The sequence below is a fragment of the Lysinibacillus sp. ACHW1.5 genome (assembly GCF_022014815.1).
GTDB lineage: Bacteria > Bacillota > Bacilli > Bacillales_A > Planococcaceae > Lysinibacillus > Lysinibacillus capsici.
Genome location: NZ_CP091777.1, coordinates 2,539,986 through 2,561,329 on the forward strand (window position 1 = coordinate 2,539,986; position 21,344 = coordinate 2,561,329).

Sequence of the window (21,344 nt, forward strand, 5' to 3'; positions counted from 1 at the left end):
GTTTGTGTTTTTATTATACGCACGTATGTTCTGAAATAGAAGTGGTAATTTTAGCTAATTTCTTATCCAGACAGAGGCTGACTGTAGCTAGGCATTTGTGTAAGTCTAGAAGTACCTAAAACATAATCTATGATGATGAATAGCTCAATTTATATGAGAAAGGATGTAAGTATCAGCTCAAATATCGATTATAGCTCCCCTTCTGCAGCGTTCACTTTTGATGTCAATAAAAGTACGCTTTTTAAAAAAGACTCCCGAAATTACATTAATATTCTCGGTGTGGAACAATTAAATACATTAGAAAATACATCTTTGCTTGATATTTTTTTAAGTAAAGACAATGTCATCGAGCCACATTACCATCAAAATGCTGCAGAGCTTGTCTATTGTATTGCAGGAGCAGCAACGGTTTCTCTATTAAATCCCTTTACCAAGAAAATTCAAAACTATCCTATCAAGCCTGGGCAGGTTGCGAATGTACCACAGGGCTGGTGGCATTATGAAGTAGCCACAGAAGATGACACGCATCTACTTGCTATTTTTGATGCGCCAACGCCAGAGGTCATTTTAGGCTCTGATATCTTAAAATTCACACCAGCCAATATTATGGCCCATACGTATTGTTTAGATGAAGAACAATGGAAGAAAACGATTGCACCGATTGTTCCTACGACTTATATCGGACCAGCAAAAGGCTGCAATCGTGTCCAATCAGCAACCGATCAAGCCCCTTATAAACCAACCATGCCACAGCAATATATGAAACCATGTCCATACCCTTATCCCTATCGTTACCCTCCTATGTACCCTTATGGCACCTACTATTAGCGACCTCTTATACACTTTTTATTGTAAAAGATGAATAGAATGTCATTTACTGCTACATCCTAATCTTAAATCAACCTAAGAGTTAGGAAGTGTCAGGATGACAATGATAAATGAAAATCTAGCATCGCTACGATTTAAGGAGGTTTTCAAGCTTTGGTCACAGCTTGGGATCAATCAAGGCTATATTGCTTCCAGTCATGCTTTTTTTAAGCATACGCGTGATAAAAACTTAAAAATCCTTACATTGGAATTTATTCAATGTTTAAAAGAGGAAAATAAACAGCTAACACTGCTATTAAAGGAAAACGGTGTGCTGGCACCAACAGCATCAATAGAATACAGTAAAATGAAAATAACGGATATTCGTGGGAAATCTTTCATTAATGATGGCGAAATAAGTGCTATTTTATCGATGAATATTGCCTCTTCTTTGATTGCCGTAAGCCAAGCTTTAGAGCTGGCAGTAAAGAAAACACATCTAACCAAATATAGTGAACTCCATATGCGTTATGCGCTACTTGGAGCGAGATTGATTGACCTAAGTAAGAGTAAAGGCTGGTTATTAGCCTCTACACACTAAAAAGAAGCCTCCGTTTTAATAACTAACGGAAGCTTCTTTTTTTAATCTTTATCGATTTCTCACGAACAGTAGCTTATACCATTGATTGACTAGGAATGGTAACACCGATAGGCTATAAATAAAGCCTAGCTGTGCTGGTGTTAATGGAGCTACCTCAAAGACCGTTGTAAGCATCGGCATAAATAAGACCATGTGTAAACTTAGCACACCAATGATAAAGGCGAACCACGTATATTTATTCGAAAATACACCAATCGCAAAGATGGATTGTTTGGATCGAGAATTAAAGCCATGCACTAACCTTGACAAGCATAGTGTTGTAAAGGCCATCGTGCTTGCTGTTAACGTATCGCCTGTCGATAAACCGATTTGAAACGCAATAATGGTGGAGATGGCGATTAATATGCCTTCAAGCACAACTTGTGTGGTAAATTTTTTATTTAATAAAGGAGTATGAATGTTTCTAGGCTTGTCCTTCATTGTCTTCTTATTATTTGGCTCTAAACCGATGGCAATAGCAGGCAGACTATCTGTTAATAAGTTGATGAATAGAAGATGGACAGGTGCAAAAGGAACAGGTAAGCCCAGAACCGTTGCATATAACACGACAAAAATAGCGCCTGCATTTCCAGATAATAAGAACAGAATGGCATTTTTAATATTTGTATAGATGCTACGGCCATTGGCGATTGCTTTAACAATTGTTGAAAAATTGTCATCCGTTAAAATCATGGATGAGGCATCTTTTGCAACCTCTGTGCCTGTTACGCCCATAGCCACCCCAATATCTGCTTGCTTCAAAGCAGGTCCATCATTGACACCGTCTCCTGTCATGGCAACCACATGTCCTTTATCCTGCCATGCTTTAACAATTCGAATTTTTTGGGCTGGTGTAACACGGGCATAAACAGAATAATCCTGTACTTTCTCTTGCAGCTCTTGATCAGTTAAGCCTTCGAGTGCATGTCCCTCTATAGCTTCAGCTGGATTTTGCAAAATACCAATTTGTTCGGCAATCGCGGTTGCTGTAATTTTATGGTCTCCTGTAATCATGACGGGTTTAATACCTGCCTTTATACAGCTTTCCACAGCCTCTTTCGACTCTTTTCTCGGAGGGTCCATCATCGCTACTAAGCCGACAAAGATTAAATCTCGTTCCGCTCGTGGATCGACTTTTTGTAGAGGCAATACCTCCTTATAAGCAATGGCTAACACCCTTAAACCATTCATAGAAAAATCACGATTCACCGCCTCGATTTTCTGGCGATGCTGCGGGGTTATCTCAAAAATACCTGTTGATGTTTTGATTCGTGTCACTTTTGGTAAGAGTACATCCAGAGCCCCTTTGGTAATCATGATGGGCTGCTTGTCCATCTGATTGACAGTGCTCATAAGCTTCCTCGTCGAATCAAATGGAATTTCAGCCAATCGTGGATATTGCTCACGTATCTTCAATTCATCTAACCCATACTGTTTCCCCAATTTCACGAGCGCAATTTCTGTAGGATCACCAATTTCTTTGTGGTCACGCTCGACAGCGTCACTACATAAAAGCGCTTTTACCATTAGTTCTTTTTCCACTGGATTTATTGGATTGAGCCAATCATGAGGAATTTTCTTCTGGTCCACAAAAACTTCCTGTACTACCATTTTATTTTCTGTTAAAGTACCTGTTTTATCAGAACAGATGACCGATACACTCCCCAAACTTTCCACAGCATAAAGCTTGCGGATGATCGCATTTTCCTTTGCCATCTTTTGGGTGCCAAAAGCTAATACGATGGTCACGATAGAACTTAAAGCCTCGGGGATAGCCGCCACAGCAAGAGATACAGCAAACATAAAGGATTCCACTAAGGCTCGTCCTCGGATAAGATCAATCGTAAAGATTGCTAAACAAATCAGCGTAATCCCTAAGGCTAATTTTTCACCGAATTGATCGAGACTAATTTGTAATGGCGTTTTCTTTTCCTTTGCTGTATCGAGTAAATTCGCAATTTTTCCGATTTCCGTCTGCATCCCAATTGCCGTAACCATCACGATGCCACGTCCATTGGTCACAAAACTTCCTGAGTACACCATATTTTTCTTATCCGCAATGGTGATATTCTGCTTCCGAATGGGGTCTGTACTTTTTGCCACAGCAATTGATTCGCCTGTAAGAGAGCTTTCGTTGATGTGTAAATTATGGCTTTCTAGTAGTCTTCCATCCGCATTAATATAATCTCCCGCCTCCAACATCAGAAGGTCCCCTACTACAATTTCTTCAGAAGGAATTTCTACTAGTTGATTATGACGCATGACCTTGGCAATGGGAGAGGTCAATGCTTTTAGATTATCTAATGATTGTTCGGCCTTCACATGCTGCACTGTACCTAAAATGGCATTTAAAATAACCACGATCATGATCACAATAGTACTTTCTACTTCTCCTAGTAGAAAGGAAACGAAGGCAGCAACGAGTAAAATGATGACCAATAAATCTTTGAATTGGCCCATAAAAACAGCCAACGTACTTGTCTTTTTCCCTTCCTCTAATACATTATAGCCATAGACTTGTTGCCTCTTTTGGACGTCATCATCAGTCAAACCTTGCGTGGTGACGTTCAATATCTTCATGACTTCAGCAGATGATTGTTGATGATATTCAGTCATTGAGTTCTCCTTCCATTTACAAGATTTGAAAGTCTCCTACTATTTTTCTTAAAAATAATATTCGCTCTTAAAATCTCAAACTCCTCAAATCTGTAAATTCATTAACTACAACAATCTATTCCATAGGTAATTAGAGTATGCTAAGAAACCATAGAGAATTTAATTTTGGGAAGTGTACGAAAATAGATTCATGCAAACCAATTAAAAAGGTATTGGGATGGCTTTCCCAATACCTTTCAGGGCTATCGTTCGATTATGAATGATGATGTGCTGACTGATAATCTACGTGCTGCTCCTGTCCAAGAGGTGCCCTTTTAATAGAAAAGATCGCGCAGCCTAATGCACAAAGAACTAGAATCGTACCAAAGCTAGCTAGGTGCATAACAGAACCTGTCCAAGCAAACATTGCGCCACCAACTGCTGATCCGATAGAAATACCAATTTGCAGGGCAGCTGTATTTAGGCTTTGCTGAATATCCGATGATTGAGGATCCGCCTGAATTAAGTAATTTTGTAATGGCGGTGTCAGTGCCCAGCTCAACGCACCCCATAAAACCGTAAATACTAAAAACAGTGGAAGGGCAATAATTGTATAAGGAATACTAAATAAGACAATGGCAAAGGCTGAGACAATTAAAATAATGGCTTTACTTGTGCCAATTTTATCACTCACCCATCCACCTACAGCATTTCCACTAACAGAGGCAATACCAAAAATTAAGTAACAAATACTAATCCATGAAGCTTTCATATCAAATGCCTCTACTAAAAATGGTGTTAAATAGGCGTAGAGCATGTAATGGCCCGCTAGCATAAATAGGGTAGTTAACTGTGCTGTCAGGATTTTCAAATTCGCCAGCGATTTAATTTGCGCCTTGAGTGGCACTACTTCTCCAATTGGCATTTTTTCAAGTAATAAAGCAATTAATATCATTGAAATCGTTGATAGGATACTAATACCTAAAAATACAGCTCGCCAGCCAAACGCTTCTGTAATAAAAATACCCATTGGCACACCGATCACCAACGCAGAACTTACCCCCATAAAAACAAGCCCCAGTGCTTTAGCACGATGGCGAGGCTCTACGATTTTAGTTGTAATCGTTAATGATAAAACAATCACTAACGCTGTACTCATAGCTGTGAAAATACGTGCGATTAGCACAATGATAAACGTTGTACTAAAGAAGGTCATTAGATTTCCTAACGTAAAAATAAATAAAGAAATAAGGAATAAGCGCTTGCGTTCCACCTTGGCTGTCAAGGATAGTAGGACAGGCGCAGAAATCGCATAAACAAGTGCAAAAATAGTAATTAATTGTCCCGCTGTCGCTAAAGACACATTTAAATCCTCTGCAATATTTGGCAGGATTCCACCAACAATTAATTCAACTAACCCTACTGCAAAGGTAGTCACAGCAAGAATATAAACTCTCCAATTCATCGTAATCTCCCCTTCGATACACGTTCATTTTTGTAGGAGATTGTTTTAAAACAAACTAAAAAAATCCTGACTACAAAAATGAAGCAAAGTTTTGTAGTCAGGATTTTATGGTTCCTGGTAGAGACCCTCAATCCATATTATTGAGGTTATACAGATCAAATATTTACTTTAGCTATAGTAGCACATCAAAATTTCATTGACAATAGCTTTTTTCATAGAATTCATTGCCTCTAAAAATCTTTTTGGCAAGAGAAAATTTCGATTTTCTGCTTATATTTCGACGAATTTGACCATATATATAAACATACAATAACTATTTTACGAGGTGATTGTTTGCGTATAGTAGGATTTGTCTGCTATTTTTTAATACTATTTTATGGCGTAGAATTAGTAGAAGAAGCGTTCACAAATGAAGAACCAGCAAGGCAATCGCCCATGAAAAGTAAGCCATCGCCCATCAAGGAAACCGTTGAAAATTCAAGGATTTGTGTCTATTATCCCACTTATAAAAGCTGTACCGATTTACCCCAACAATAAAAAAGAGGCTACTCAATGGAGTGACCTCTTTTTTCATCATTTTGAGCCAATATGAAAATGACTAAATGGATATAGTATTAATTTCGATTCACCATATACAGCATCCTCTGAAATTAACCCATAATGGCGACTGTCACTACTTTTTAGGCGATTGTCACCAAGCACAAAATACATGCCCTCTGGCACTTCTTTTTCATTCACTAATTGTTCCAATGTAAAGTTTTCCGTAATGCGTAATTGATTAGGATCATCCGTTTGACGGTTCACATAATCTTCTTTATATGCTTTGCCATTGACGTACAATACATCATCTTTCATTTCCACTTTATCCCCTGGAAGACCAATGACACGTTTAATATATAACTCATCTTCGACAGGAGATTGGAAAACAATTTGATCAAAACGCTCGATTTTACTTGTTTTGCTTACAATAATAATATCCTTATCGTGATAAGTAGGATACATAGATGCTCCCTGTACTTTAATCGGCGCAAATAAGAATTGCTTACAGCCAAAAACAACAACAGCTGTAATGACAATAATTTTGATGTAGGATAATATTTCTTTTTTAAGATTGGATGTTTTTTCCGCTTGCATGCTCATTCCCCGATACTGTTTTTTTAATAGTATAACATTTTCTCACTATTATTGACGAATGAATCACACAAATTGTTTCCTATTCATAGAAAAATAGACAAGGCTACAAAGTAACATTGTCTAGAAATTGATATTTTACTGTTTCAACGTTATGAATGGTTAGTTTGTGTAGCAGAGTGATGCTGCTCGTTTAATAAATCTACTGCTAATACGATACCCACTGGTAATGCAAATGCTAATAAAATTGTGCCTACAATCATCACAATCACTCCTTTAACCATTTCTAATGTCAGTATACACTTAATTTTCTGATATTTCAAGAAATATCGAAAAATGATGCATAACAGCAAAAAAATCATTCAACTAGGCATGCACCCTACCTGAATGATTTTTTATCCCTTACATAAATAATTTTAAACATAATACTTGTAGGCCTCTTATTGCTGATTGGACTGGATTTTTTCGCACTTTACGTTTAGGTACATAGCTTTGCATGCAATGATTCAGCGCTGTATACCTCAGCACCTGGGTCCTCCCATTCATTCATCTCCCTCCCTTCGTGGCCAAAAAGTTTACAGCTAGTATACGACATTTGTAAGCAACTTGCTTACTTACTTTTGTAAATGGTTTTTTAAATCTGTTTGTATTTTTTGAAGCTCTGCCTCATTCGGAATATAGTACCAAATGCGGTTAATCCTTTCACCGTCTCCCTGTTCGAACGATAACTGCTCAATATCCTTATCCATTTTTTTATAAATACTTTGCAGCTGAATAAGGTCCTTCACTGAAAAGTTCATGCGAACATTGTCGCCTAGTACATTCAACATATCAGTTGCTTTTAATAATGTTGATGGTGTGGAGGCTTTTTTCATCACCGCTTCAATGATTTGACGTTGTCGAATTTGGCGTCCAAAATCACCGCGAGGATCTTCATAACGAATACGAGAAAAAATAAGGGCCTCATTACCATCTAATGTGATTTCTCCCTTTGGATAATGGTATTCGTCAAAGGTTAAATCCATATCATTATCGATTGTTACGCCACCCAGCGTGTCAATAATCTGTAAAAAGCCCTCCATATTAATAAATACATAATAATCAATGGGTATATCTAAAAAATTTTCGACCGTATCCACAGCCATAGGGACGCCTCCAAAGGCATAGGCATGATTAATCTTATCTACCGTATCATGACCAACGATTTCTGTTCGAGTATCACGGGGTATACTAAGCATTTTCATCGTCTGCTTTTCAGGATTTACAGTGATTACAATCATGGTATCGGAACGTCCACTATCATCTTTACGTTCATCGACCCCAAGCATTAGAACCGAAAAGGGATCTTTTTTAATCACTGTTTTTTCTTCTGGTTGTGCTGCATCTGTTGTTTGAATAAGTGGTGTATTTATTTTATTCATAGTTTTTTGGATGGTAAAGTAGGCAGTACCTATAAAAATTAAAAAAATTGCTAATAGGCTACCAACAATCCACAGCCATAATTTTTTCTTGCTCTTTTTCTCTTTTGAGCGTTTCATGTTTTTTTCCATACATAAGTCCTTTCTTGCTTAACAATTTTGCCCCTCTTTTTGACGTATTAAGTTGGAAAAAAGTTTATCTAGTCTACTTATATGCATAATGAACGAAAAAAAGACGTACACTAGTATTTACTAAATTTACAACATACTATTCCCTCATTTGTCAATTATCTTCCTTTTACATTCATTGCCCTCTATCAAAATGGTGCTATCTTAATTTATTGAAAATTCATTATTGTTGATATATACTATTTTTCAGATACAACGTCTCTATAATAGAAACGGTTTTTAGGAGGAATCACTCAATGTTTCAAAAAAGAAGAGAGCAGCTCGTTTCCCGTATGCAGCAACAGTCAATTGATGTAGCAGTGCTAGTGCCAGGGTCAAACATGTATTATTTTACAGGTCTTCAGTTAAAGCAAAGTGAACGCCTAACAGTAGTCGCTATTACTGCTCATCATCAATTATACTTTCTCGTTCCACAAGTAGAATTAACAAAAGTTGACTTGGGTAATGGAGGGACAATCTTATCCTATTCGGATGAGGAAGGACCGTCACAGGCCATCCAGCAACTAAAAAAAGAACTAGGAACAGCGCAGACACTTGCCGTTGAGTTTGACACCATGCGCGTGAAGGAACAGAAAGCTATCGAAAACCTTACATATGACACTTTATGTGATATCGGTGAAACCATTCGTGATATACGTATGGAAAAAGATGAACACGAAATAGCCCTCATGCGTCAGGCTGTACAGATTGTCGAAGAAAGTCTTGCAGCCACATTACCGATTATTCAAGCTGGTATTTCAGAGATGGAAGTCGCAGCCCAATTAGAATATGAAATGAGACGACGTGGATCAGAGGGAACACCTTTTGGAACCATTGTTGCTTCTGGTTATCGAGGTGCACTTCCTCATGGTAGAGCGAGCACAAAGAAAATAGAGACAGGTGAATTAATTGTCATAGATTTTGGCGCGATTTATAAGGGCTATGTGGCGGATATGACTAGAACAGTTGCTTTAGGAGAAGTTTCTCCAACGCTCAAAACAATTTATAGCATTGTGAAGCAAGCAAATGAAACAGCCATAGCAGCCATAAAACCAGGCATGACAGCTCATGCCATTGATGATCTGGCAAGAGACATTATTCGCGATGCCGGCTATGGCAATTATTTCACACACCGACTTGGCCATGGCATTGGTTTAAGTGCACATGAAGAGCCTTATATGATGCAGCGTAATCAGCTAGTGTTAAAGCCAGGCATGGCCTTTACCGTGGAGCCAGGTATCTATGTGCAGGATGTTGGTGGTGTTCGTATCGAGGATAATTTAATCGTCACAGAAAATGGTTACGAAAATTTAATGACCTATTCGAAAGAATTAATCATTTTATAAGGTTGGTGTGTACAATGATCGATATGAGGAAAATACAACAGGATATGCCGCTACTTGAACACTATATTTATCTAAACACAGCTGCTGCATCTGCCATGCCACAGCCAGTAGTGGATGAAATGACTAGCTATCTCCAAAAACAAGCAAGTATTGGTCCCTACTTGCCCTCTTTTCGTCAAGAAACGTATGCGCAAGTAGAGCGTATTCGAAAAAAAGCAGCATTGTTCATCGGCGCAACAAAAGAGGAGATTGCCTTTGTGCCAAACGGTTCAATGGCGATTAATTATGTCGCAGGTGGCTTGCAATGGAAACGGGGAGATGAGGTCATAGTGCTCGACACAGAAATGTTGAGTAACTATGTGCCTTGGCTTGCCCTTCAGCAACAAGGGGTTCAACTGAAAGTGTTAAAAACTAATGATGAATATAGGGTAGATTTATATGCACTTGAGCAACTCATCACACCACAAACAAAATTGATTGCCTTTGCCCATATGTCTAATGCTGCTGGGGCACTCCAGCCCGCCAAAGAAATATGTCAGCTAGCCCAGCAACACCATGTACTCACATTGCTGAATGCCAATCAAACACTTGGTTTAACCCCCATTCATGTTGCCGAACTTGGCTGTGACTTTCTAGTTGCGAGTGGGCGGAAATGGCTACGCGGCCCTGAAGGATCAGGTATTTTATATGTACGAGAAGCACTCATTCCAACATTGACGCCTATTATGATTGGCTGGGGCAGCACCCAGTGGGATTATCAGAACAATGCCTATTCTTTTGTAGAAACAGCTAAACGTTTTGAACCAGGTTGTCCGATCATTCCAAGTATTTTCGGCTTAGGGGCAGCTATTGATTATGCGAACAATATCGGTATCCATCACATATATGATCGTGTAAAGCAGCTAACAAACTATTTAATTGAACAGCTTGCAACCATTCCAAACATTGTCTTATATGGTCCTCAAAATAGTGCTCATCGATTATCGATTACGCCGTTTAACATTGAAGGGCTGTCACCAGATGAGCTAACCAATGCTTTAGCCGAACATGGGGTCATCATTGAAGCTGGCACATTTATGGCAAATACCATTATGGAACGCAATCAAATTTCTAAAATGGCCCGTTTTTCACCACACTATTTTAATACGTTTGAAGAAATTGACAAGGCCGTATCCATCATGAAAAAAATCCAAGCAAAGGCTCAAGATAGTTAATGTCTATCTTGAGCCTCTTTTTCATGCTTATTCATGATATAATTTAAAGCTGTATTGATCGAAATACCGTTGAATATTCATCGCTCCATATTGAAGAACATTCACCATATCAGGTAACTTCTCCTCTGTTGGCTTACGATAAATAGGGCCAGCAATTGTTAAAGAGGCAATGACTTCTTTTTTACTATTAAAAAGAGGTACACCTAGCCCAAATACTGAATGAGAGTACTCTCCTGTTGAAAAGCACCAGCCTTGCTGTTGTATTTTTTCTAAATCGGCTAACATTTCAGCAGGGTCAGTAATGGTTTCAGGAGTTAATCTTTTCATCCCATGCTCCATAATCTCCTTTTTTCTCTCTTCAGGTAGATAAGCCATGATGACTTTACAAGATGCCCCGATATGTAGTGGTGTCCGCGTGCCAATCGACACTGAAAACTTAATGGTTTGAGAGCTCTCAGCTATTTCTACTGTGACACCATCTGTTCCATCCAGCCATGTTAAAAATACGGATTCTTTGATGGTATCTGCAAGGTTGATCATAATTGGTAAAACAAAGTCAGAAAGATTTAATTTATCTTTAACCATCTGGCCATATTCTAGAAAGCGAAGCCCTAATTCATATTTTTTTGTCTCAGGATTTTGAATAAGAAAGCCTTGTTTTTCGAAGGTTGCTAAAATCCGATAAATAATGGAGTGACTAATATCCATCTCTTTTGCTAGCTCACGAACACCCCATGTAGGATTTTCCTTATTAAAATATTTCAGTACCTCCAATGAGTTATCTAATGTTTTTAATGTCATTTCACACCTCAAATGTCTCTATAATAGAACCGTATTTTGATTATAAAATGAAGACGGACAATTTTCAATAAATTCAACTATTTTACAATTAGATTTTAAATGAACTATTTCATTTCAAGCAGTTCCTATGGACATTCTATCATGCAAAAAAGGAAGGCTATCCGCCTGAATCCTCTTTTTATCCGTCACATTTTGAGTTTTATCCGCCAGTTTGGGTATTCTATCCACTTAGAGACATTCTATCACGCAAAAAAGGAAGGCTATCCGCCAGATTCCTCTTTTTATCCGTCACATTTTGAGTTTTATCCGCCAGTTTGGGCATTCTATCCACTTAGAGTCATTCTATCACGCAAAAAAGGAAGGCTATCCGCCAGATTCCTATTTTTATCCGTCACATTTTGAGTTTTATCCACCAGTTTGGACATTCTATCCACTTAGAGACATTCTATCACGCAAAAAAGGAAGGCTATCCGCCAGATTCCTATTTTTATCCGTCACATTTTGAGTTTTATCCGCCAGTTTACGTACCCAATCCGCCTCAACAATGAAAAATCAACCCACCTCTTAAAAGGTAGGTTGATTTTTTTACATGGTTATTTCTGCTGGATACCCTGTACTAATTTTTCTTGAATCCGCAAGTATTGGGCAATTTCCTCATCATCTAATACTTCAAAAAGCTGTACAAAGACCTCTTTTCCGATAGATTGAGCCTTTGCTAAAGCGCTTTGACCCTCGTCTGTAATTTGTAAGCGAATGGTGCGACGGTCGGATGGATCATATAGTCTTTCTGCTAATCCAAGCTTGACCAGCTTTTCGGCAATGCTCGTCATAGCACCTTTTGTATAGCCGATTGTCTCAGCTAATTCGGCTTGTTTTTGAGGGCCTTTGACATGTAGCTCATTTAAAACTAAAATTGGTGAAATTCCTAAAGGATATGGGAACGCTTTTGTAAAACGTATAATATTCGCATTGTTCACCTGTTCAATCATATGAATCAGTTTAAAAATATTTGTCTGTTTCAAAAAAATCCTCCTCAAACGCTGAGAATTAATGAAGCATTAGTGAGCCTCCATCCACCATAATCGTTTGACCTGTAATGTATTGAGAATCGTCAGAAGCTAAGAAAACAGCTACTCGACCAATATCTTGCTCAATATCACCAAAACGGCCTAACGGGATTTTACTTCTCACCGCTTCATAATACTCTGGCTGTGCTTTTGCCCATGCTTGTACACCTGGTGAATCAGCAAGCGGACTAATGATATTGACATTAATACCAAAACGTCCCCATTCATTTGCGGCAACACGGGAAATACCACGAATGGCTTCCTTGGCAGCGGCATAAGCAGCCTGTGTTTCATGACCTTGAATGCCTGCTCCAGATGCAAAGTTAATAATATTACCCTTAGTTTCTTTTAAATGCGGTAGGGCTGCTTGCATTAAATAGAAGGTTGGATAAAAACCTGTTCCAAATGACAAATCAAGATCTGCTTGTGTAGTTTCTTCTATTGTAACTTGTTTAGCAGCATGAGCGTTATTAACTAGCACATCTAGTTTACCGTATTTTTCTACGACTGTATCAATAATTTTTGGTAATTGGTCGCGTTCCATTAGATTAGCCTGTAAAAACATAGACTTCGGAGACATTTCTTGTAATTCTTTTGCCATTGCCTCGCCTGCTTCTGCATTTAAGTCAACAATTGTAACAATCGCTCCTTCCTTTACCATAGCTTTTGCCATTCCACTACCAATACCACCTGCACCACCAGTAATGATGACCACTTTGTTTTGTAGTTTACCCATTGCAACAACATCTCCTTCTTGTTTATCTGTTAATAGTTTAACATTAAACTATTTAATTTTAAACTAAATTGTTTCCGATAAAAGAGCCTATTCTGGAGAAGGGTTCATCCAAAATAAGCTTTTCTAAAATTGATCTTTCTACATGTTTGTGCCGATTACTCTTTTCCTTCGCTCTATTTCTGATTTGATATTACACCAAATATAGACCCTTTAATGTAGGTTTGTCCTTGTAAAGACTGCAATTGCTCTGGAGTACCAGTTACGACAGCCCCAGTTATTTTCACATCACTTTTCTCCAGGGTTCCATTTTCCCCTACTAAAGCTTGATAAACCTGGTTTGTTTTCCAATCAAAGTTCTTGCTTTTACGCAGAAGCTCAATGTTTCGAATAAAGGTCTCAACCTCATCATTTGAAGTGCGTCGGGGTTTTGGTTTGGATTGCTCTGATTGGAAGCCATAAATGTATGGATCATTGGCTGAAATCGTATTCTGTCCTTGTTTAAAAAAATCTAGTGTATCATCTGTATAGGCATCCACCCACCACCAATCTACTTGTACTTCAGAAGGTAGCTTGCTTTTAATTTCCCTAAAACTATAGGCATCATTAAAGGAAATAGCTAATTCTACTAAAGTATTTTTCTCCAATTGATGCAGTTCACTAATATTATCTTGATAATGGTCGTAGGAAATCCTTGGATGATAAAAAAACATTTCTCGGTCACCTGTGTAGTCATTAAACCGTTCGAATTGATATGTTTCAGCCAGTGATTCTGAACCTTCTATTTGGATGGGGCTAGAAATGGCCGTTCGTGTAAGCGTTCCAAATAAATTATAATCGCTTTTGATAGGCTTCCAAATATATGGCCGATGCTGCTCTCCAAGCACCTTATAGGTTGTTGTTGTTATTTTCCCTCCCAGCAAATAATCGTCATAAACCTGATTACTAATTTGGACATTGGGCGCACTTATTTCGTTAAATAAATGAATATCATCCATTACTTTTTGCGCACTATTTAACGATAAAGCCCTCAGCCCATACCATAATGCTATTAGCACAATTGGTATAACGACCAATGTAATCCCAATCATTTTGACTGTTGACCAAAACCTTGCCTTTCTCATTATTTTTTTCGTTTGTTTATCATCAAACAAAAATTCATTTTCTTCCTTATTCATCATGAACATCCTCCTTAAATCGTTCAGTAAATTCTTCCCTAGCACGTCTGACATGTGTTTTTAGTGTGTTTTCATTCTTATTCATCAGGGCTGAAATTTCCTTATACGATAATCCCAGCTCATATTTCAGGATTAATAATTCCTGATGTAAAATGGATAGTGTTTCGAGTGTATTGTGGATATCCTTTAATTTTTCTTTCTTTAGCATCTGGATCTCAGGAATATGAATGAATGAAGTCAATTGAACTTCCTCTAATTCTATTGTGGGATGACGTGTTTCTTTTCTCTTGAGATCATAAAATTGATTGGTTGCTACACGATATAACCAGCTCATTACTTTGTCTGACTGAATTCCATTTTTATGTAATAAAAATTTATAACATGTATCTTGGACGATATCTTCTGCATCCTCATGGGCTAATCCCCGTTTTCTCAAATAACGATATAGCAGCGTTCCCGCCTGCTGTAGAAATGCATTCATTGATTGCTTTACCATGTCCACCTCCCTTCTGCCTATACAACGCAGAACTCCATGAAAAGTTTACATATTACAAAAAGTTCCCATTAAATATTTTAGTTTAATGAAAACCAACAACATTTATTTTCAAATACATACAAGCATCTTTTTAATTTGACAAGAATATACTGTAGCAGCTAGCTAAAATCACTTTCAAGAAAGGAGTTGTGGATAATGGGTGCTAAATGGATAAAGGTTTCAGTCTTTTATTTATTGATTGTTTTTGCTTTTGGCCTGTTTATGCATTATACGGTTCAACTTCAATGGAAAGCGACACATGCTCATATTGGTGTGGTAGGTTGGCTGACTACTGGATTCATTGGTTTAATTTATTCGACTTATAAAAATGCTGCGGAGACAGGTCTCGCCAAAGCACAGTTCTGGCTTTACAATCTCGGTTTACCCTTCCTTTTTGTTGGCATGATGATGGTGTATTGGGATGTACCACGCTGGTTATTTGAGCTTTTCGTGTCTGGTGGTGGAATTGCTGTAGCGCTGTCTGCCCTGTTATTCTTTATCAATGTCTTCAAATATGTAAGATAAATAGAAAAGCCCCGCTTCAGTTGAAGTGGGGCTTTTCATAGCTATTACTTTATTGTAAGGAGTTCGCCTGCATTTGATACATTTTGTCATAAATTCCGCCAAGCGCTAGCAGTTCATCATGCGTGCCGTTTTCTACAATTTTTCCTCGATCAAGGACAAGAATACGATCTGCATTTTTAATCGTAGAAAGTCGATGCGCAATAATAAACGTTGTTCGTCCTTTTTTCAGGACATCCATCGCATGCTGAATAATTTCTTCTGTTTCCGTATCAATATTCGATGTTGCTTCATCCAATATTAAAATGGCAGGATCAAACGCCAGGGCGCGTGCAAATGAAATCAACTGACGTTGTCCTGAAGATAATGTGCTGCCCTTCTCAATAACTGGCTCCTCATAGCCATTTGGTAAATTAGCTAAAACACGTTCCCCCCCGACAGCATTTAAGGAAGCTTCTATTTTCTCGTGAGAGATGCGCGGATTGTTTAAGCTAACATTGGATGCAATCGTACCCGTAAATAAGTAAGGGTCCTGTAGCACAATACCCATATGTTCACGCATCGTTTGACGTGGAACAGAAGTAATATCAATGCCATCAATAGTTATCTTGCCTTTTGATGGGTCGTAGAAGCGGAATAACAAGTTCATAATGGAACTTTTCCCTGAACCTGTATGACCAACTAAGGCAATTGTTTCACCTTGATGTGCTTCAAATGACAGGTTTTTCAGCACATAGTCATTATCTTTATAGGCAAAGGAAACATCTTCGAAAACCACATTTCCTTTATATCGTGGGATGCTCTTTTCAGAAACAGGCTCACCATTCGTATCTAGCACCTCAAAGACACGTTTACCTGCAATGAGTGAACGCTCAAGCTGTGAAAACTGGTTCACAATATTCGTGATCGGATTAAATAGCTTTGTTAAGTAATCAACAAATGCATACAATGTCCCTGCTGTAATCACTTCAGTTGCTGTGAATGAGCGTGTACCAAAGTAGAAAATAAAGACCGTAAACATGATAAGTCTTAGCGTATTCACAAGGTTAAAGGATGTAGCTGAATCTAGCACCAGCAGCTTACGTTCATACGCATAATGCTCATTATTCATGTCATCAAATTCCTTCGTCATTTGCTGCTCACGACGGAACGCCTGAATAATTGTCATGCCCTGAATAGATTCGTTAATCATGGCATTAATATCTGCAATTTTTGTACGAATGACATCGTTATATTTAGAGGCAAATTTCCGATATAAAATCATCCACACATAAACAATTGGAATCATGGTTAAAGCAAGCATTGCCATTTTCCAATTTAAAATAAAGAGCGCTATATACACCCCAAAAATAGAAATGAAGCTCGTCACAAAATTGGATAGTACCTGTACATATAAATTCCGAACTGCCTCTGTATCATTTGTTACACGCGCAACAATTTTACCTGCTGGTAAATTGTCAAAGTATTGGATTGGTAAAGTTTGAATATGTTCAAAGACATCTTTACGTAATTTTTGGATGACGCGGTTCGCGCCAATTTGTAAATAAATATACATAAAATAACGTAATATGGCTGTTGCAATGGCTAATAGTAAATAAACAATGAGCAACCATGTAATCGGTTTGATTTCTATATGACCGATTGTCATGTAATTATCAATAATATGTTTCGCAATAAACGGTCCAACAAGCTCCGTGAATACGGCAATTGTTAGGAAGAATAAGCCTAATAGTATCGGCTTTTTAAAATACATCGCATAGCGCATTAAACGTTGACTCGTACTCATGAGGCACCTCCTTCTAGCTGCTGACGGTCAAATTGCTCTTTATACCATCCTTGTTGCGCAAGAAGTTCCTCATGTGTTCCCTGCTCTACAATTTGCCCATCATCCAGTACGATGATGACATCGGCATGCTGAATACCAGACAAGCGATGTGTCGTAATAATCGTCGTTTTACCTTGACGTTCACGCTGAATATTTTCAATAATTCTTGCCTCTGTCTTCGCGTCGACAGCGGAGAGTGAATCATCCAGCATTAAAATTTCAGGATCTTTAATTAAAGCACGAGCAATAGATACACGTTGTTTTTGACCACCTGAAAGAGAGACGCCCTTTTCTCCAACAAGTGTTTCAAGGCCCATTGGTAGATTGTCTAAATCCTTTTCAAAATACGCGGCACGTATCGCCTGCTGCAACTCTGCTTGTGTTGCATCTTCTTTCCCAAATAATATATTTTCACGAATAGTTCGTGAGAATAACACATGATCTTGTGGCACATAACCAATCCAATCGAGGATCTGCTCCTTCGTTTGAGCGGTAATATCGATACCGTCAATGGAAAGCTGTCCCTGACCGATTGGGTATTCTCGCAATAATTGGCGTAGGAAGGTTGTTTTACCTGCTCCCGTTTTACCAACAATGCCAAGCGTTTGGCCTTTTTTCAAGGAAAGTGAAATCTGCTGTAGGTTTTTCACCTGACTCATCGGATATTGGAATGTTAAGGCATCAAAGCCAATCGCATTTGGTGTCGCAATCATTTGTGGATTCGGAATATTTTGAACATCCGCCTCGTAGTTCAATGTTTCCTGCACGCGATCTAGTGAGGCATTCCCCTGCTGCATAACATTGATGAGCTCACCAATTGCAAATATTGGCCAAACAGCCAATCCTAAATAAACATTAAACGTGACCAGTTGCCCAACCGTCATCGCCTCAGTTGCCACTAAATGAGCCCCGTAACCAAGTGCTACAACATAGCTAATGCCTGTTCCGACTTTTGTAATCGGGCCAAATAAAGCATTGATTTTCGCTGTATGAATATTTTTCGCATACACAACTTCACTCATATCTGCAAAATTAGCCTCATCCTTTTTTTCCTGCACATAGGCACGCACCACTCGCACTCCTGCTACAGATTCTAGCACACTATCATTTAGTTCCCCAAAAGCATCTTGTGCCTTCATATATCGCTCATGAACAATTTTCCCTAAATATTGAATGAGGATCGCCATAATAGGAACTGGTAACATAGCAAAAAATGTAAGCTTCCACGAAATCATATAGCCCATCGCAAAAATGATAAAGCCCATATAAATCGTTGAATCAATCAACGTCATAATGCCAAAACCTGCTGTCGTGGATACGGCATTCAAGTCATTTGTTGCACGCGCCATCAGGTCACCGGTACGGTTTTTTTCATAAAATGTTGGGGTCATACGTAAAAAATGCTGCATTAAATTACGACGTAAAATTTTCTCAAGGTTGATAGCTCCTTCAAATAGTCGGAATTGCCACACAAAATTTAATAAATAGCCCCCAATAATAATCCCAATAAAAATCAAGACATATTTTGTTAAAATAGCTGGTGTCATTTCTCCTGCAGTCAATAGATCTATAATAGAACCGAGTAAATAGGGAGGGACAACCTCTAATCCACTGGCAACCATTAGTAGAACAATGGCCACCGTATATTGCTTCCAGTATTTTTTAAAGAACCAGCCTAATTTACTTAACACATCAAACATACATCATAACCTTCTTTCCTCCGTGCTGTTGTGGATGACTACCCACTTTCTAGAAATTCCTTTTTGAAAATCATTCTTCTAACTGTTTTTGTCATATACATACACTCCTTTTTTGTTTGCACTACAACCTTTTTTGCACAAAAAAAGACACATACCCTAAAAGAGTAAGTGTCTCTTATAGAAGGCAGGATAATTCCATACCTAGTTCTGCAATAGTAAATAAAGCGTTAGGCACGGACAATGTATGTAACTGTGATTGAATTTGATACTGATAAAATTAACATTGTCATGCCCTCCTTTAGTTTATTTGTTATAGTGTTCTTGAAGATTATCACACTATAGAAATATTTGTCAACTATCACCCTGTTATTTTTTATCATTTTCAGGAAATAGTTAGCGCTTTAAAGCATTGAAATGCTCTAAGGAATCAAGGGGAGAACATGCTTAAAATTACAGTGTTGTCTATAACCTTACAATAATTCTACGGCACAAACATTAACCTAAAGACTGAAATCCAAGGCTAGAGATTTTGATACCCAGTAGTAGACAAGAGAATATTCTTTTTGCGTCTGTTGCACTCCTTCCATATGCTTATCTCATCATCTTTATTTAGTTAATTATTATTTAGTTATTTATTATTTAGTAGTGTCGGGATTTCCGTTTATGGATTAGCCGTCACCGGGTTTTCCGTCAACGGCTTCACATAAGAGGAACAAAGAATTGTCCTTATAATAAAAGATATTTCATTTTCCACATATAATATTTCGAAATATTATTTCATGCGCATCTATAACTTTCTATACACTATATACATTTTAACAATCGATTTTGGGACATAACTTGAATTGAAATATTTCTAAAATTTTTGTCTCATGATACACTTTCATTATAGTCATTTTCAGTAAGGGGTTTTTATGTTGAGGTCATTTCTAGCCGTGGGAATTGGTGGAATTCTTGGTGCCATCTGTCGATATAGTCTGAGTCTCGCCGTTCCCAATACAGAAATATTTCCATTCACAACACTGTTTATTAATTTACTGGGCTGCTTTTGCTTAGCATGGCTTTTTACTTCATTTATAAAACGCACACCTATTGTACTAGGAGTAGGTACAGGGTTTTGTGGAGCTTTTACTACCTTTTCGACATTTTCCTTAGAGACACTATTACTCCTAGAAAATAGCGAGTGGCTACAGGCTGTACTCTATGTTACAGTGAGTGTTTTAGGTGGATTAGTTTGCACATGGCTGGGAATACGACTTGCTAGGGGGCGTATTGCATGATTTTAGTTGGAATTGGTGGATTTTTTGGCGCTCTTTCTAGATTTTATTTAGGAAAATTACTTGTACATCCCTATCCATGGGCGACTTTTATGATTAATTGTACAGGCTCCTTTGCGCTTGGTTTCTTATTTGCCCTACATCTTAGTGATTGGTTATGGCAATTAATGGGCATAGGTTTTTTAGGAGCCTACACAACTTTTTCTACTTTTGGATTTGAATGTCTACAGCTTATAGAACAACAAAAATGGAGACAAGCCATTAGCTATATTGCCAGTACCTTGCTAATTGGCGTACTTTGTGCAGCTATTGGTTATCTAGTCGTATAAAAGAGGGTGAACTAGTGACACAGCCGTCAAAAGAGTTATTGGAGGAATTAGAAGTTGAAATAGAGCAAACGCTCTATGCATTGATTGACCTAGAATTAGAGGAAAATTACGCTACCATGAATACACAATTTGCGCAATTACTTGCCAAGGTTCAGACAGCCCAGTTAATTAATTACAAGCTGGATGTTCTCGTTGAACCTCAAGCTTTTGCAACTGAAACTTGTATTCTTTTACAGAGCCTCATAGAAGCAAAGGCGAGACCAAATAAAAGGCATAAACTGTTAACACATCGCATGATTTTGAAGATATGGTTACGAAAAAATCAACGATTCATGAGGGAATTTCTACCTCAAATGTTTTAGGCGCCACTTGAAATTGCCAGGGCGCCTTTTTTAAATTTGAAGTTTTTGCAACACTTCTTTTATTTTCCCCTCACTGTCAGATCAAATGTTGGTTTGAATATAAGATGATTATTCATAGCGTTGACTTCAGTAGAAGAACATTCTATTACAACATCGGAAAGACAAGAGACATATTTGGAACCTTTCCTTTTAAATGCAATATATATTAACCTAGGAATACGCCATTTTACA

Annotated in this window: 21 protein-coding genes and 1 riboswitch; of the genes, 9 read left to right on the plus strand and 12 right to left on the minus strand. The window is 38.0% G+C overall.

Annotated elements, in window-relative coordinates; genetic code table 11:
• The first annotated feature begins 171 nt into the window (after nt 1-171).
• Together L6W14_RS12690 and L6W14_RS12695 are read left to right on the plus strand one after the other, a co-directional pair.
• Entirely contained in the window at nt 172-828 is a 657-nt protein-coding gene (locus L6W14_RS12690) for a cupin domain-containing protein (protein ID WP_348638180.1), read from the plus strand.
• Nucleotides 829-925: 97 nt separating this feature from the next.
• On the plus strand, nt 926-1,408 hold the full coding sequence (locus tag L6W14_RS12695) for a DUF3231 family protein (protein WP_048392480.1): 483 nt from the start codon (nt 926-928) through the stop codon (nt 1,406-1,408).
• A 48-nt stretch (nt 1,409-1,456) separates the two neighbouring features.
• Here the strand turns inward: L6W14_RS12695 and L6W14_RS12700 are convergent, their stop codons facing one another.
• Together L6W14_RS12700 and L6W14_RS12705 are read right to left on the minus strand one after the other, a co-directional pair.
• Nucleotides 1,457-4,063 (minus strand): cation-translocating P-type ATPase, encoded by a 2,607-nt coding sequence (locus L6W14_RS12700; protein WP_131521428.1) that lies wholly within the window; start codon nt 4,061-4,063, stop codon nt 1,457-1,459.
• Between the two features lie 253 nt (nt 4,064-4,316).
• Complete coding sequence (locus L6W14_RS12705) at nt 4,317-5,507, minus strand: MFS transporter (protein ID WP_237898139.1); 1,191 nt, start codon at nt 5,505-5,507, stop codon at nt 4,317-4,319.
• Nucleotides 5,508-5,581: 74 nt separating this feature from the next.
• Nucleotides 5,582-5,681: riboswitch (purine riboswitch) on the minus strand.
• A gap of 159 nt (nt 5,682-5,840) precedes the next feature.
• Between L6W14_RS12705 and L6W14_RS12710 the strand changes: the two genes are divergently transcribed.
• Nucleotides 5,841-6,044: a hypothetical protein gene (locus L6W14_RS12710; protein ID WP_237898140.1), complete on the plus strand. Its 204-nt coding sequence runs from the start codon at nt 5,841-5,843 to the stop codon at nt 6,042-6,044.
• A gap of 36 nt (nt 6,045-6,080) precedes the next feature.
• Here L6W14_RS12710 and lepB read toward each other — a convergent pair whose 3' ends face one another.
• The 3 genes from lepB to L6W14_RS12725 form a co-directional block, all read right to left on the minus strand.
• A complete protein-coding gene (lepB, locus tag L6W14_RS12715) occupies nt 6,081-6,641 on the minus strand; it encodes a signal peptidase I (RefSeq protein WP_048392477.1) in 561 nt (186 codons plus the stop codon).
• Between the two features lie 149 nt (nt 6,642-6,790).
• Nucleotides 6,791-6,901 carry a hypothetical protein gene (locus tag L6W14_RS12720; protein ID WP_004230560.1) on the minus strand — a complete coding sequence of 37 codons (111 nt, stop codon included), beginning with the start codon at nt 6,899-6,901 and terminating at the stop codon, nt 6,791-6,793.
• Nucleotides 6,902-7,252: 351 nt separating this feature from the next.
• Nucleotides 7,253-8,188, minus strand: coding sequence for an LCP family glycopolymer transferase (locus L6W14_RS12725; protein WP_054550408.1), 936 nt, complete (start codon nt 8,186-8,188; stop codon nt 7,253-7,255).
• 293 nt (nt 8,189-8,481) lie between these two features.
• On the opposite strand from L6W14_RS12725, the gene L6W14_RS12730 reads away from it, so the two are divergent.
• Both L6W14_RS12730 and L6W14_RS12735 read left to right on the plus strand, forming a co-directional pair.
• Nucleotides 8,482-9,570 (plus strand): M24 family metallopeptidase, encoded by a 1,089-nt coding sequence (locus L6W14_RS12730; RefSeq protein WP_237898141.1) that lies wholly within the window; start codon nt 8,482-8,484, stop codon nt 9,568-9,570.
• Between the two features lie 14 nt (nt 9,571-9,584).
• Nucleotides 9,585-10,784: an aminotransferase class V-fold PLP-dependent enzyme gene (locus L6W14_RS12735; protein WP_237898142.1), complete on the plus strand. Its 1,200-nt coding sequence runs from the start codon at nt 9,585-9,587 to the stop codon at nt 10,782-10,784.
• Nucleotides 10,785-10,811: 27 nt separating this feature from the next.
• Here L6W14_RS12735 and L6W14_RS12740 read toward each other — a convergent pair whose 3' ends face one another.
• From L6W14_RS12740 to L6W14_RS12760, 5 genes are all read right to left on the minus strand, one after another.
• Nucleotides 10,812-11,585, minus strand: coding sequence for an IclR family transcriptional regulator (locus L6W14_RS12740; RefSeq protein WP_131521432.1), 774 nt, complete (start codon nt 11,583-11,585; stop codon nt 10,812-10,814).
• Between the two features lie 593 nt (nt 11,586-12,178).
• Nucleotides 12,179-12,607 (minus strand): MarR family winged helix-turn-helix transcriptional regulator, encoded by a 429-nt coding sequence (locus L6W14_RS12745; RefSeq protein ID WP_004230567.1) that lies wholly within the window; start codon nt 12,605-12,607, stop codon nt 12,179-12,181.
• Between the two features lie 25 nt (nt 12,608-12,632).
• Nucleotides 12,633-13,388, minus strand: coding sequence for an SDR family NAD(P)-dependent oxidoreductase (locus L6W14_RS12750; protein ID WP_036077242.1), 756 nt, complete (start codon nt 13,386-13,388; stop codon nt 12,633-12,635).
• A 173-nt stretch (nt 13,389-13,561) separates the two neighbouring features.
• Nucleotides 13,562-14,566 (minus strand): anti sigma factor C-terminal domain-containing protein, encoded by a 1,005-nt coding sequence (locus tag L6W14_RS12755; protein ID WP_237898143.1) that lies wholly within the window; start codon nt 14,564-14,566, stop codon nt 13,562-13,564.
• A complete protein-coding gene (locus L6W14_RS12760; RefSeq protein WP_237898144.1) occupies nt 14,556-15,059 on the minus strand; it encodes an RNA polymerase sigma factor in 504 nt (167 codons plus the stop codon). The genes L6W14_RS12755 and L6W14_RS12760 overlap by 11 nt, the downstream gene beginning before the upstream one ends.
• Before the next feature lie 195 nt (nt 15,060-15,254).
• Here L6W14_RS12760 and L6W14_RS12765 point away from each other — a divergent pair, with 195 nt between their 5' ends.
• Nucleotides 15,255-15,623, plus strand: coding sequence for a hypothetical protein (locus tag L6W14_RS12765; protein WP_237898145.1), 369 nt, complete (start codon nt 15,255-15,257; stop codon nt 15,621-15,623).
• Nucleotides 15,624-15,672: 49 nt separating this feature from the next.
• On the opposite strand, the gene L6W14_RS12770 is transcribed toward L6W14_RS12765, so the two are convergent.
• Together L6W14_RS12770 and L6W14_RS12775 are read right to left on the minus strand one after the other, a co-directional pair.
• The gene (locus tag L6W14_RS12770) at nt 15,673-17,406 is read right to left on the minus strand and encodes an ABC transporter ATP-binding protein (RefSeq protein WP_237898146.1); all 1,734 of its coding nucleotides are present in this window, start codon (nt 17,404-17,406) and stop codon (nt 15,673-15,675) included.
• Nucleotides 17,403-19,145: an ABC transporter ATP-binding protein gene (locus tag L6W14_RS12775; RefSeq protein ID WP_115673309.1), complete on the minus strand. Its 1,743-nt coding sequence runs from the start codon at nt 19,143-19,145 to the stop codon at nt 17,403-17,405. Before L6W14_RS12775 ends, L6W14_RS12770 begins: the two co-directional genes overlap by 4 nt.
• Before the next feature lie 914 nt (nt 19,146-20,059).
• Between L6W14_RS12775 and crcB (L6W14_RS12780) the strand changes: the two genes are divergently transcribed.
• Genes crcB (L6W14_RS12780) through L6W14_RS12790 form a run of 3 tightly spaced genes read left to right on the plus strand, consistent with a single transcriptional unit; the run spans nt 20,060 to nt 21,113 of the window.
• Nucleotides 20,060-20,425 carry a fluoride efflux transporter CrcB gene (crcB, locus tag L6W14_RS12780; protein ID WP_131521435.1) on the plus strand — a complete coding sequence of 122 codons (366 nt, stop codon included), beginning with the start codon at nt 20,060-20,062 and terminating at the stop codon, nt 20,423-20,425.
• Nucleotides 20,422-20,751, plus strand: a complete 330-nt coding sequence (gene crcB, locus L6W14_RS12785) for a fluoride efflux transporter CrcB (RefSeq protein WP_131521436.1) — start codon at nt 20,422-20,424, stop codon at nt 20,749-20,751. The genes crcB (L6W14_RS12780) and crcB (L6W14_RS12785) overlap by 4 nt, the downstream gene beginning before the upstream one ends.
• A 14-nt stretch (nt 20,752-20,765) precedes the next feature.
• On the plus strand, nt 20,766-21,113 hold the full coding sequence (locus L6W14_RS12790) for a hypothetical protein (protein ID WP_048392463.1): 348 nt from the start codon (nt 20,766-20,768) through the stop codon (nt 21,111-21,113).
• Nucleotides 21,114-21,344: the final 231 nt, after the last annotated feature.